General features: G+C 34.2%; 1 protein-coding gene. It reads right to left on the bottom strand.

From position 1 onward, the window contains the following. Positions 1-126: 126 nt before the first annotated feature. On the bottom strand, positions 127-15,078 hold the full coding sequence (locus EL158_RS08590; protein WP_126361415.1) for a putative barnase/colicin E5 family endoribonuclease: 14,952 nt from the start codon (positions 15,076-15,078) through the stop codon (positions 127-129). Positions 15,079-15,252: the final 174 nt, after the last annotated feature.

Here is a 15,252-nt window from a genome sequence, read left to right as displayed (position 1 = left end):
TTTATAATCTAGTAATTTATTCTTTAAATTTGTGGTATAATCTACTTAAATCTATGCTCGGAGGCGTGGCATACCTAGATAACCACCATAGATTAAGGCTAATAGTGTGCTTTGTGCCGACTTAGCTTAAGCATTATTTAGCCGTAATTCATCAAGCTTAAGAAAATATAACACATCATCGCCTACCTTTCTTTCTTGCACGCTTATAATAGCCTTTCCTCCTTCAAAATCCGCACTATAAACCCTATAAGCTTCCACATAGTCTTTAAAATGCCTTTGCTTCTGTCTTTCCTTAAAAATCGCTTTTTCAAATAAAGCAGGTAAAGCCTTAACCGCTTTTATATGTTGCTTTGCTTTAAAGCCGTTTTTCACACTTTGCTTAATCGCCTTAACGCTTAACATCTCCTTAACTCCGCTCATCGTAACAATAGCCTTAGTATTATCATTTTTATTTTCTATAGGCTTATGCGTGAAAGGCTTTAAAAGCTCTTTTGTTTCATTTCTTAATGCACTAAGATTTGAAGGATTTGCTTTACTCAACGCTTCGCCTTGTATTGTCGTTTCAGCTATGGTTTCACTCAAGGGCGTGTCCATAGTTTTGTGCGGATGTGGAGTTCTATTATAAATTTCATCATTTATAAAATGCAATACATACTCTTTATCCTCTAAGGCTTCTCGTAAATCACTATCATAATTTTGCAATATAAAATCCTTAGTCTCCTGCGTTTCATCTTTATATTCACCCACGCCGTTTTTTACATTTTGTATCCCTTGCTCTATGCGTTTTATACTTGCATTAAGGATTTCTAAGCCTCTTTTAGCGTCCTCTTTAGTATAAGGCTTCCCCCGCCCCCTCAATCTCTTTTGCACATTTCTAGCCTCCACTTCGCCGTGCCTTAGTCTATAATTATCCTTGCTATACATAGATAAATGTTCCCCATAAGCAAAGCCCTCTATATCTTGGATTGCGTGTTGTATTTCGTGGTAAAGAAAGCTTTTTGCTTTTTCCATATCAGTGTCTATGTTTTCTGCATTGAGTTTTATCTCTTTTTTATCTTGCTCATATCTACCTACTACAAAGGGACTATCCGCACTTTCTTGGTATGTAAATGTCTTTATTTTTATATCTTTTAACTGCGGATAAGCCTTAAAAAGCTCTTTATCGTCTAAAAAATCCGCAAGATTTTTTTCTACTCCTATACTATAAACTAACCAATCCGCAGCCTTATTCTTTGGTGTGTATTTTAGCTTTAGCTCCCCACCCCTTTGAGAGATTTCAAATTTCCATTTATTATCCTTGTCTTTATACCAGCCTGTTTTTTCCCAAATTTCTATCTCATCAGCACCCTTACTTTCTAGCTCTTTTGCCTTAGCTAGTCTTGCTTTGTGCGGTGCGTAAGCCTCATTTAAAAGGGCTTTTTCTCCTGCAAAAAGCCCCCTTGTGCTATCAAAATGCTTATTTTTATTCAAAAAGCGTGTTAGGGCGTTTTGCGTTTCATTTTTTGCGTAAGTTAGCAAGTCCCTTTTTGCGATTTGCTCCATTAAAACAGGATTATTTTTAGCGATATTTGGATAAGCTTTTTTAACCTTATTCGCCCTCCACTTAATGCCACTACTCACAGCCTTACTTCCCACTGCTCCCCCTAAAAAACCCATTGCAAATTTCGCAGGGTCAAAGCTTAAATTCCCCTCCTCATCTTGCTCTACGCCATTTAGCACACCTCCTACTAAACCCGCCCCTAAGTGAGGGTTAGAGTGATAGATATTATCGCTTTTTTCGTTAAAATAGCTAAATTCCACTTCTTTATTTTTTGGCTTTTTGCTTGTAACATTGCCTTTTGTGTCAGTAAAGCTTCCTTTGTTATCAATGTGCTTGATTTGATTAGAGTTAAACACTGTTATTATAGTATCATTAAGCACTGCGCCGTCATATCCTAGCTTTTCAAGCACGCGTTTGACTTCATCACGCCCAGAGGTGTGAAAATATCTATCGTTTTTATTAAGCGCATATAAGACTAAATCAAATTCATTTCTAACAACATAATAAAAATAAATATCCTCTGTCTCAAGCCCCTTAAAAGCCTCTACTACACGCTTATTTTCCTTATCTAATTCCTCTAAATTTATAAAGCTATTTCGACCCTTATTATCTATAACATAAACGCCTCCACCACTTGCAGAGTGAAACTTAAATCCAGCCTTTTTTGTAGCCTCTTTGACTTTTTCAAGCTTGGTTTTTAAGTCTTTAAAGCTTTCATATTTTTCTTTATCATAATCAAGCTTTAAAATATCCGCCCATTTTTGTAAATCCGCCTCTTTATTTATCTTAAGCTCATCAGCTCTAAAAGGATTTTTGATATTTAAAAAAGTGTTTAAAGTTATATCTCCATATTCCTCTGTGGCTTTTTGACTAGGCGTAAAGAAAAAGCCTTGTTGAGACGCCTTTCCTGCTCTTTTAAACACTTCAAACTTAGCATAAGTTCCGTGATAAAACACCTTAGGCAGTCCGTTTTCATCTTTGGTTAAAGCGTGTGAGTCTTTATGCCACTCTAGCAAGTCTTTCGCCTTTTGCGGATTAAATTTAAACTTCTCTTGCACCTTTAACACAGGATTTTTAAATTTCATCTTTTCTTTAAGATTTCTATCACTATAAAATGTTATAATTTCCTCCGTAGCGGTGGTGGGGTTAGAGTCCATATCCGCTACATCATTAACTACAACTCTAAATCTAACCTTATCTTTGTTTTCCCACTCATAAATTCTTGCTCTATTTTTATCAATAAAAGGCTCATAGCTTTCTAAAAACTCCCTTATACTCTTGCCTAAATTGACGAATTCTAAATCCGTGATATAGCCCTCTTTGCTAGGGTCTGTTAAATGCTTTATCCTTTCGTGTTTCGCACCTTTATAGCGTGTTCCTTGCATTAAGGCTATTGCCTCCTCAACCGCTTCTAAATCCTTTTTGATTAGCGTGGCATTTTTTCCATTATAAGCCACATTGAAAAGCCCCTTTTGCTCCCTCTCAAGCTCTTTTATATCTAACTCTCTTTTTTTTTGATGATACTCTCCACTTGCTTGTAAAAAAATGTCTCCATAATTTTCTTTAATATACTCTATATGTTTTTCAAACTGCGTCCAGTCTTTTTTGCTTAAAGGCTTTATTTCCCCCGCATTTTGTGCTATACTTTCATTTAAGCCATTAGGGTCTAAGGCGTTACTTGGATTTACTCTAAGGGATTCGCCGCCGCTTATGCGGTCTCTAACTGGCTCTTTAAAAATATTGCTATTTTCAAGGCTTCCATTTTCTTTATACATAGTTTTTAGTTTTAGCTCATTATCTTTCGTGCTTATGCTTTCTATGATAATGTGATAACCATTAATTTGCTTACCGCTCACTAGTATTTTTTGATTATCCTCACTTAAAATAATCTTTCTTTTATCCGCTTCATTGACTATTTTAGCGTGATTAGCATAATCCTCATTTTCCACAATAGGCTGTCCATTTTTAGCTAGTGTAGAATTTACGCCGTGCCTCTTTTCAATATGCTTTAAGGCGTTGCCGTTCATAGTTATTTTAACGCCCTTTTGAAAATTAAGCCCTAATTCATCTGCTAAATTTTCACTTTCTAAATTTCCCACCCATATTTTCGCATTTTGCTCTTTTGCCTCCTCTAAAAGCTCGTTTGTTAACTCCTCTTTTTCTGCTTTTCTTAAAGGCTTAGTTTTGTCTAGTAAATCGCTTTTAAGCTTTTCGTTCTCATTTTCGCCCCTAGCACTTTCTTTAGCCTTTAAGTCCTGCGGCTCGTTTTTATTAAAAAAGCTTTGTGCTTGTTTGTTTGCCTTTTGAATATAATAAAACCATTTTTTAAGATTTTTTAGCGCGCCATCATATTCTAAAGCTAAGTTTTGGTAATAATTATCTCCCTTTCCTTGCTCTATTTGCCCATACTTATTAAATGTATATCCTTGATTTTTTACAAGTTCGTTATTGTGATGCCAAAGCACTCTAGCGACTTGATTTAAAAAGCTTTTTTCATCTTTATATTTTGATAAAAATTTAAATTCTTTGAGGCTCATTTCACCATTTTTATACGCCTCTTTCACATTTTCCCATTGATTTTCAAGCTCTTTTCTAAACGGCTCTATTTTGTAATACTCTCTAATAATATCTTTCGCGCGTGTGTGAAAATCTCTATCCATTTTTAGCAAGTAGTCTTTAAAATAAGACATTGTTGATTTTTCGCCGATTTTATTTGCTAAATACCTCACTTCATCACCGCTTAATTTATCCTCCGCGAAAACTTGCATTTCAAAAGGTAATTTTTCGCTATTTTGTGCTATAATGCTTTCTTGGTTAAGTGGAGTAACAGGGCTTTCCTTTGCGTTAGTTTCAGCGTTTTCACTTGTAAAAGTCTTAGACTGACTTAAATTAAGGCTTTCCAGCTCTTTTTTATTATTTCTATCTCTAAACGCCGTTAAAACAAAATTATTATTTTCTTTCTTGTCTAGGATTATGGTTGTTAAATCCGTCTTAATGCCCACTCTACCTTTTTCTAGCTCTACAATTTGCCCTTTTTCTATATTTTCGCTTAAATGAGAGATGAATTTTAAAGCCTTTTCCTCTCCCCACTGCTTCGCTCTTTGCTCTAAAATATGCCTTAAGCCAAAATTCTCATCCCCCCATACTAAATCAATATCCCCTAATTCCTCCCTATAAAACGCATTTTCTATATGTCCTGCTTGTGCTTTAAGTAAAAAATCTATTGCATTTTTACCTTTAAAATACTCTTTGCTAAATTCTTTTATAGTTACTTCATCATTAAAAAGGATTCCAAAAGGATTCCCATTTTCTTTATACTGCCTATCCATTTTTTGCAAAAAATCTTTATTAAAATTATCTACACTGCCATAATGCTTTTTTGCAAATTCGGCATAAAAAGGTATTGTTGCCTTATTGTTTGGAACAATATCATTAAAAATCTGCATTAAAATTTCTAAAGGATATTTCATAAACGCCGCTTTTGGTATGCTTTTAAATAAATCAAAAAGCTTTTTATTTTCTAGCGTAAGTCCATTTTGAAAGAAATTTGCAAATTGCAAAACTTCTCTTTTATCACTATTTGTAAGTAAATGTATATATCTGTCTTTAAAATCTTTATTTTTATTTGTCAAAACTAAATGTGTATCACTTAATAAAAGCGTATCACCTTTTTCATTTAAAACAATTTCATCTTTTTTTATTGGCTTTTCTTGTGGATTTTTTAACAAATTGTGCTTTTCATCAAAATAATAAATATTTCCGCTTTTTGTGCTAATTTCGGTTTTACTATTTAAAGGCTTAGTAAAATTTTCAATTTGCTTTTTTCTTATAATATTTTGCAAATGATTATAAAAATTTTTAAAAAGGCTAAGCTCTTTAAATTGTGGATTTTTTTCAAAAAAGGTGAAAAGATTGTCATTGTATTGCTTTATTTGATGTATAAAATCTAGCTCAAAACTAGCATTTTCCATATTTTGCACAATATCCCTGCTAGCATTTGCATAAAGGTCTAATAAATCTTTGTCCCCTAACTTTGTATTTAAGTCCTTATCTTGCATATCTTTTAAAATATTTATAGTGTTAGCATTTTGTGTTATAATGCTTTCTTGGTTTGATAATACATCGTCCGATTTATCAGTAAAATCTTGCTTCGGTGAAAGTGTGCTTGATTTCCCTTTTCGATTAAAAGCAGTGATGATAAATGCGCGTTTTTCACCTTTAAATTCCCCGCTTAAACCTATTACAAAATTTCCATATTCAATTCTACTTCTTACTTCATTTTGTTTTTTAAGCACTCCATTTTCCATAGCCTCACTTAAATCTTTTGCTATATCCTCAAATTCCCCTCCGTGCTTCTCTATTATATGCCTTAAGCCAAAATTCTCATCCCCCCATACTAAATCAATATCCCCTAATTCCTCCCTATAAAACGCATTTTCTATATGTCCTGCTTGTGCTTTAAGTAAAAAATCTATTGCATTTTTACCTTTAAAATACTCTTTGCTAAATTCTTTTATAGTTACTTCATCATTAAAAAGGATTCCAAAAGGATTCCCATTTTCTTTATACTGCCTATCCATTTTTTGCAAAAAATCTTTATTAAAATTATCTACACTGCCATAATGCTTTTTTGCAAATTCGGCATAAAAAGGTATTGTTGCCTTATTGTTTGGAACAATATCATTAAAAATCTGCATTAAAATTTCTAAAGGATATTTCATAAACGCCGCTTTTGGTATGCTTTTAAATAAATCAAAAAGCTTTTTATTTTCTAGCGTAAGTCCATTTTGAAAGAAATTTGCAAATTGCAAAACTTCTCTTTTATCACTATTTGTAAGTAAATGTATATATCTGTCTTTAAAATCTTTATTTTTATTTGTCAAAACTAAATGTGTATCACTTAATAAAAGCGTATCACCTTTTTCATTTAAAACAATTTCATCTTTTTTTATTGGCTTTTCTTGTGGATTTTTTAACAAATTGTGCTTTTCATCAAAATAATAAATATTTCCGCTTTTTGTGCTAATTTCGGTTTTACTATTTAAAGGCTTAGTAAAATTTTCAATTTGCTTTTTTCTTATAATATTTTGCAAATGATTATAAAAATTTTTAAAAAGGCTAAGCTCTTTAAATTGTGGATTTTTTTCAAAAAAGGTGAAAAGATTGTCATTGTATTGCTTTATTTGATGTATAAAATCTAGCTCAAAACTAGCATTTTCCATATTTTGCACAATATCCCTGCTAGCATTTGCATAAAGGTCTAATAAATCTTTGTCCCCTAACTTTGTATTTAAGTCCTTATCTTGCATATCTTTTAGGGTATTTATGATTTTATTGTCTTTATGCTTTTGTAGTAATTGCTTTGTTTCTGTTACACTTTTGCCTTGCTCTTTTGCTTGTTTTATGATTTCTTGTGGGGTTTGTGGTATAATATCCTTTGCAAGTTCATTAGAAAACGCTCTTTTGGTAAAAGCTTCAGCGAGTATATTTGAGGCTTCCTTGCTTAGATACAAAAGCTCTCCATTATCATCAAGTCTATTTTTTAAAGTATTTAAAGTCTTAAGCGAATTTGTAGAGATGACCCACTCATTATTTGCATTTTTTGCCACGCTTGTAAAATAGCTCTTTTTGCCTATATCTTTCACAAAAATAAGGGCATTTTCCTTATCTTTTAACACCGCATCCGCATTTTCTAAAGTCTCTTTGATAAAGGGCAAAAACTCCTCTCTATCACGCTTTAAAAGCTTTTCATAACTTCCCTTTGTAAGCTTGATTTGTTCGCCATTTAGCACCCTTTCTAAAGCCTCGCTCACTTCTTTGCTAAATTTCGGCGTGTAAGCTTCCTCCATACTCTTTAAGCCAAAAGCCTCTAACCACGCCTTTTGTGCCTTGCTTGTTAAAGCTTCGTTTTGAATTTCCTGCAGTCTTTCCGCCCTATCTTGTAAGCCAAATTTTAACTTTTGAATTTCCGTTTGCACTTTGCCCTTAAGTCTTTGATAAGGGTGTATAAATTTGAAAAGCGCATCATTATAAGGCTTTCTTAGCTCCTCTTGCTTTGCTTTGATTTCATCAAGCTTAAGCCATTTTTTTGCGTTTGCCTCCTCGCCCCTTGTCTCTGTAAAATAAAGCTCATCGTATTGTTTTTGTAAGGCATTGATTTCATCTAAATAAGGCTGTATTCTAGTCTGCGTTTTTTTAATCCTCTCATCAAGCCTTGCGGTTTTTGCCTCATATTTTTGAATTTCTGCTTCAATGAAAGGGATTTGCCTTTCTAGCTCCTCTTTTTCGCTTTGCTTTGTAGTTTTTTGTGCTATACTTTCCTCATCGGTTTTAGCAATAGTCGCTATGTTTTCGTCCGCCGTATGCTCTTGTGAGTTAAAGCCGCCCGTGTTAGATTTAGTGTCAGTCGGACGCACTTCATCGCTAAAACGCGGGGTTAATTCAAGCTCTAAAGTATAGATTTTATTTAAATTTTTATCTAAGCTTTCTTTTGTTGTAATTAAGGCATTTGCATTTTCAAATTCACTATTAAAACGATGGATTAAAACATTTTTCCCACCCTTTTCGTCCTCGTATGTTTTTACCAAATTTGCCTTTTTAAATAAGCTTTCTATATCTAAAACCGCTCTTAAATGCTTCTCTTTACTAAAGCCGTTATTTATGCTTTTTTGTATAGCCTTATCGCTTGTCATTTTTGAAAGAGATTTTAAGTTAAACACGGCTTTAAAGCCGTGTTTTGTGATAATTTCTTGGTTAAATAAAGGCTTTAAACGCTCTAGCATTTGTGTTTTTATTTGCTTTATATTTGCATTAAAATCTATAAGCTCACTTTCTTGCTCCGCTTTAGCGGATTTTTGCATAAGCTTATCTAAGGCTGGTTCAAGCTCTTTTAAAAACTGCTCTTGCTCTTGTTTATTTAATATTTCGGTTCGCTTGTTAAAAATTTCTCTAACTTCAGGCTCTTTAGTAATTTCTACAAGCTTATCAAATAATTTTAAAGTGTAAGGGACTTTAAAACCTTTTTTATTTGCGTCTAAATACCCTAAAGCTTCTTTTGGGCTTATTTTTTCAAGACCATAATAAAAGGCATTTTTTATCGTGTCAAGCGGAGTTAAAGCATCGAGTTTTAATCCTAGTATTAATCTATTATCAAAATTATAAAATTCATAATTCTTCTTTTCTAATTCCTTTTTAAGTTCGTTTAGCTCTTGCTTTTTTAGCTCATCATCCTCAAGTGCCTTTTTAAGTTCTCTTTCTAATTTTTCTAACTCCTCATTTGCCTCTTGCAAATTGTCTAAATGCCATTGTCGTTCTTTTAGAAAGGCTTCATCAGCCCACCATTTTGCGCGGTCTTTTTCCTCGCTAGTTTTTGCTAAAGCTATTTCGTTTTTTGCTTCTTGTAATTTTTCATCACTATAATGTTCTTTTAAATTTCTTTCTGCTTGTTCCTTTAAATGTTTTTGATGCGAAATTTCATCTTTTAAGCGAGAAAGTCCTTGCGCCTCTTCGTATTTTTTGGCAAATTTTTCCTTATCCCTTTTAAACTGCGTCCAGTCTTTTTTGCTTAAAGGCTTTATTTCCCCCGCATTTTGTGCTATACTTTCACTGCTAGGCTTGTTGGACGCAGATAGAACTCCTGTAAAAGCTTGTTGGGCTGTGTAATCTCGAAGTTTGGAGTCTAGCTTCAAAATCTCTTTACTCTTATCAAGCTTATTTAAAAGATTATTATTTTTCTTTGGTGCTAAGGATAAGGCTTTAAAAGCCTCGCCATAGTCTCTATTGACATTTACAAAAAACAATTTATCATTAAAGCTTTTCGCAAAAATTAAGTCGTCATTTTCATCGATGAATACCGCTTCAGGCTCTTTAAAAGTTTCTTTGATTTGTGGTATATACTTTTCACGCTTATTTTTTACAAGCTTTTCAAAATCTTTTTTGTTTAGCTTAATCTCCTTACCTAAACGCTCTTTTAAATCGACTGGGATTTCTACTATTGCTTCCTCATCTAAACTTTTAAGCCCAAACGCCTCTAGCCACGCTTTTTGCGTTTCTTTTGTGAGTGTGTGTTCCTTACCCTTTGTATCAGTAAAAATTATATCCTCACTCCCCTTAGCTTCTTGCGTTTCATATTCAAAATTAGCCTTTTTCTCCTTGCTAAAAAAGCGTTTAAATTCACCTCTATTTTTTATTGCTTTTTGAATTTGTTTTATTTGCTCGTATGATAATCTATTTTCCACATTAGAAAGATTTATTGCCTGCATTATGTCATTTATTCCTATATTCTCAAAATTGTCATAAAATTCGCGCGCCGTTCTCTTTTTATATTCTACTTCGCGTTTTATAAATTTAGGGTCTATTGACCTAACTTCATCTTTTAATTTTTCTAAAGGCAAATTTGATACTTTTAATAACCCTCGCTTAACTTCCCTTAAATAATCGATTAATTCTTGTGTTAAAAATTTTTCCCTCTTATTCTTTAAAGCCCCGTTAGTTTCACTCTCTTTAACGCTCTCTTTTTCTTTGATTTTCGCCTCAATTTTGCCTAAGTCCCTCTCTAAATTTCGCATTAAAAAGGCTTTTTCCTTGCCATTTAAGGCACTTTGCTCTAAATAATTTAAAATATCTCTTGTCTTAAGCTCAATTTTGCGTTCTAAAAGCCTTAAAGGCGTGTTTTGCTTAATATATGTTAAAAGCTTTCTTTGCTGAAATTCTAAAAACTTCATCGGCTCATTTAAGCCTACTTCCTCTATTATCTCCACTTCCAAAACTTCGTCATTTTTAGCTTTTTGTGCTATACTTTCACTTGAGTTTAAAGAGAGATTATCCTCTTTAGTAAAAGGCGTAGATGATATACTTTCGCCTTTCTCTTTTGCTTGTTTAATTATTTCTTGCGTGTTTTGTGGTATAATGGTGCTAGAGTTTAAAGGCAGAGTCTCGCCTTTTGTAAAAGAAGCAGATGTATATAAACTTGCTTCTTTCTCTTTTTTAACATAAGCAGTTACTACCCAATGGGCAGTTTTTTCGCCTTTCCAATTATCCTTTATCCCTACGATTTTATTCTCATATTCAAGCCTTAAACGCCCTTTGTCATCTTTGACAATCTTGCCATTTTCTACCGCTTCGCTAAGTTCTTTTGCTAAGTTTTCAAATTCCCCGCCGTGCTTGTTTAAAATATGCTCTAAGCCATAGTTTTTATCCCCCCATACTAAATCAATATCCCCTAAGCCCTCTTTATAAAACGCCCCCTTTACTTGCCCTCTTTTTTCCTCTAAAAGCTTGTTTATAGCCTCCTTGCCTTTAAAGCCCTCAAAATTTACTCCAAAATCATCAGCTTTTTGTGCTATACTTTCATTTGAGTTTAAAGGCAGAGTCTCGCCTTTTGTAAAGTCGCTAGAGTGGATAAACTTATCGGCTTCTCTATCCTCTTTATAACTTGTGATAACCCAGCTATTTTTAGTCGGCTCACCCTTCCAGTTTTGCTTTAATCCCACCTTATAAACATCGCCATTTTTATGGTAAATAATCGTCTTTCTGCCATATTCTTGCGTGTGAATTTCGCCCTTTGTGATGATTTCATCAAGCCCTTTGCTAACTCCCTCTAAACCCTCGCCAAATTCCTTAAAATCCTCGCCGTGTTTTTCGATTATTTTAGAAAGTCCGTAACCTTTTGCTTCCTTACCACTTCCTTTAACCTCCCCCCATACTAAGTCAATCTCCCCTAAGCCCTCTTTATAAAACGCCCCCTTTACTTGCCCTCTTTTTTCCTCTAAAAGCTTGTTTATAGCCTCCTTGCCTTTAAAGCCCTCAAAATTTACTCCAAAATCCTCTTTAAGCTCGGTTTCTAAAATGTCTTGTCCTAAATTTGCCTCTTGTGTGTGATATGCGTTTTCTTGTGCGGCTTTGATTTCATTTAATCTTTTTAACTCCTCTTGCCTTTGTAGCTCCTCCTCCTCTCTTATCCTTGCTAGTTTTGCTTCTTTTTCTGCGTTAAAATCCTCTAAATTTTGCATAAATTTTTCGATTAATCGGCTTGTGTTTGAGTTAAAATGCCTGCGTTTTAATTCTCTTTCAAGCTTTATCTTAAAATCATCATAATTTAAACTTCTACTTAGTGCCTTTCTTAGATGATACCTTAACGCCCCTCCTTGAATTTGCTTAGAAAAAAGTCCAAATAAAATCCCATCAGGCAAAAGTCTAAAGATAGGATCAAACCCACCCTTAACCACCTTTTGTTTTATCGCTCCCTCCGCACTTGTGGCTATGCTTGTGCTTAGCTGTGAGGCTGTGCCTTGCGTGAAATTTTTAGCAATTATTGCATCGTTTTTATAAAGCTTGTGAAAGCCCTCTACTAGCTCTAAAAACTCCCTAGCCTCCTTGCTTTTAAATAAGGGTTGTGTTATACTTTCATTTGCAAGTCCATTGCCTTGCTTACTTGCTCTGCTAGTGAAACTTTGGATAAGGCTAGCGTTATCTTTATGCAATTCTTTCAGCTCTAAAGTGTAGATTTTATTTTGATTTTTGTCTAAACTTTCTTTAACTAAAATTTCCGCATTTCCGCCCTCAAATTCACTTATAAAACGATGAATTTTTACAGCCTTATCACTATGCCTTACATCATCATCTACGCCCTTATAACTAGCCTTTTCATAAAGCTCTTTGATGTTTTTTACTGCCTCTAAATGCTCTTTGACACTAAAGCCATTATTAACACTTTTTAAAATAGCCTTATCGCTTGTCATTTTCTTAAGTCCAGCCGTGCCAAAACTAGCCTTAATCCCCGTGTTTTCATTGCTAAATAAAAGCCCTTTTAAGTGCGAAAATCTTTCTATAAAGGCGTTTCTTTCCTTGAATTCAGCCTCATTTAAAGCTTTTTTTATAAAATTCTCTTGTTTAGAAGGTCCTTGAGAAGCTCCGCTCAAGGCACGAGCCTCTAAATTTGCCCCTAACGGAGCGGGGGTATCCCCCACCAATTCCTTAACCCTATTTAAAAAGCCCTCACTATCAAACACCCTAAGTTTTGTGTTATCCACCACGCTTTCCTTAAAAAGCCTGTTTAAAATTTGCATTTCTAAAAAGGCGTTATTCTCCTCACCTAAATAAGCCTTGATTTTTTGCAGATTATTTATCCCATTTTCGCCTTGTCCTTTAGCGTATTTTATGAGACTTTCCACCACTTCATCGGCACTTTTAGCACTATCTTGAAGCTTTAGATTTTTAATGCTCTCACCCAGCTCTTTCATCGCGGCATAATCTTTCAAAGAAGTGCTATAAAGCTCTTTAATGCTCTCATAAGCCTTTGGCAGCTCTTTAAAGATATTATCAATCCCCCTATCAATCTCCGCTTTTAAAGAAGTTTCAGCTATTTTTTTAAGGGTATTTATGAAATTAGGCGTTTTGTCTTTATTGAAAATGTAAAAATTAAGATTTTTCCTAAAATTATTCAGTTTTGCAAATGTTACGCCCTCTTTAGCAAAGACATTATTTTCTAAATCCCTCAAAAAAGGCGTCATTTCCTCTAAATTGACCCCATTTTCTAAAAAGTCCTTTTTGATATTTTCATACTTTGTTCTATCTAAAACGACCTTTATATCCTCATTATAAAGCTTTGAAATTTGGCTTTCGACCTCTTTAAAAGCGGCTTTATTTCCGCTTTCAAACTCGTCTAAAATGCTCTTAATCTCACGCGGATTTATATTTAAGTTTTTAAGATTTTTTTCTACATTATAAGAGGCAAGATTTAGCATATTTTTAAGATTATTTTGGATTTTCACATCATCTTTTGCCACTTCTAACAAATAGGCTAAAGTAGAGCCGTCCTTATCGCTTCTTATTAGATCTAGCATTTCTTGTTGCTTGGTTTTTAGCGAGTTTTGATTAAAGATTTCAGCCAGTTTTGCTATTTTTTGCGTTTTTTTATCCTCTTTTCCGTATTTTTTAGCAAAGCTTTCTTTTAATTTTTCAAAGACAGGATTTGCCAAATCCTCCCCCCTCACGCCTCCACCATACTCCTTTTGTGCGGCTTTTAGCTCCTCCTTCATCTCAGGCGTAAAAACTTCATCGATGATTTTATTTGCCGCGTTTATATTTTGGCTAGGAATTGTGCTAAAAAGCCCTAAAGGCGTATGCTCTTTTGCATAAGTATAAGCATTTTTTACGCCCTTTGCCACGCCTTTTGCCATAGGCTTAGCCGCTATGATCACCCCGTCCCCTGCTATGCTTAGTAATCCTGCTTGAAGGGCGTATTCTAAATTCCTCCCATAATTGCTCTCTCTATTTAGATACATATCCGCAATTTTTGCGTCCATTAATCCCCCGCCAAAGCTCCCAGCCGCAGCTCCTAAAACGCTCTTTACGACCTTACCTTTGGCACTTTTACCACTATTAAAGCCCTTGATCCCTCCTGCTACACCTCCTGCGATTTCAAATTTAGAATTTTCGATTAAATCCCAAAAATTATCCAAAAAGCCCGTATTTACGAGGTATTTTTGCTCTTTATCCTTGTCTTTTTTGATGAAATAAAGCTCATTTTCCTTACTAAGACCCACATCATCAAAGCCGTTTAACTCTGCTATAATTAGGGCATTTTTTAGATATTCTTGTTGTAATTCTTGCTTTTTATCGCTAAAAGCGTGTCTTAAAAGCTCACTTTCCTCAAATTGCTTTAGCACATTGATCGCTTTTTGCACATCAGCACCGATAAGCCCCTCACTTTTATACTCATCTTTAAATTCTCTTATCGTGTCCTTAGCCTCATTAAAAAGCGTGTGAAAAAAGCCCAGCTCCTCCTCCATAAATTCAACTTCGCTTTTATTATATCCGCTATCTTTTTGTATGAGTCTTAGCTTTTCTTTTTCCTTTTCAAGCGCTTTTTTATAATCTAATTCATCGTATTTATCCCTTAGGGCATATTTTTCCCTTTCATTAAGTTCTAAATCCCCTCTTTGAAGCTTTTCCCTCACGCTTTTAAGCGCTCTTTTTTTAATGTCCTCTTTTTCACTTTCAAAGATATAATTTTCATCTTTAAAGCCAAGTTTATTAAGCCCCAGTTCTAAGCTATCAGCTACGGCGTTAAGCCCAAGATTATCCGCCGTATCTCTTAAGCTTTTAGTCAAAATATTTTCATTTTCTAGCCTTTTTTCGAATAAGGCTTCTTTTCTTTTAAGCTCTTTTTCCTGTGCTTTTAAATCCGCTTTGATTAAACCCTCTTTTGAATTCGCCCTTTCTTTTGCCTTTTTAAAATCATAAAAATTATAATCTTGCTTATTATCAAGCCAAGAAAGCGAAGCGTTAAATTCAGCCCTTAAGGCTTCATTTTCTTTATTTTTAAGCAGTTTTTGCCTGGTATCCTCAACACTAGGCTTTGAAAAGGAGAAATTACCGCCCTTTAAAGCCTCATAAATGGCATTTTCATCGCCTTTTAAATCACTTTCTAATTTATCAAAATCAAGGCTTGAATTTAAGCCTTTTAAATAATTTATCGCCTCACTTTTATCTTTTCCACTCTTTTCAAACGCTTCAAAATTGAAATTAAACTGCATAAATTCTCCTTTTAATTTACTTTTTAGCGGCGAAATGCGATTTCGCCTAAAAGTAACAAAAGCTAAAGCCCAGTCCGTCCCTTTGCTCCGCAAAGCCGTGTTAAGCTTTGAATTTGTTACACCCTAAAGGCACGACCCGCCTTTAAATTTGCTTTTAGGGCTTATATTTAAAAC

It is taken from the genome of Campylobacter upsaliensis (genome assembly GCF_900637395.1).
Lineage (GTDB): Bacteria > Campylobacterota > Campylobacteria > Campylobacterales > Campylobacteraceae > Campylobacter_D > Campylobacter_D upsaliensis.
The sequence above is the reverse complement of the archived record's forward strand: the minus strand, read 5'-3'. Positions and strand labels throughout refer to the sequence as shown.

Excerpts from the sequence above, each read along its gene's own strand:
- EL158_RS08590 (WP_126361415.1), bottom strand. The coding sequence starts at position 15,078 with ATGCAGTTTAATTTCAATTTTGAAGCGTTTGAAAAGAGTGGAAAAGAT.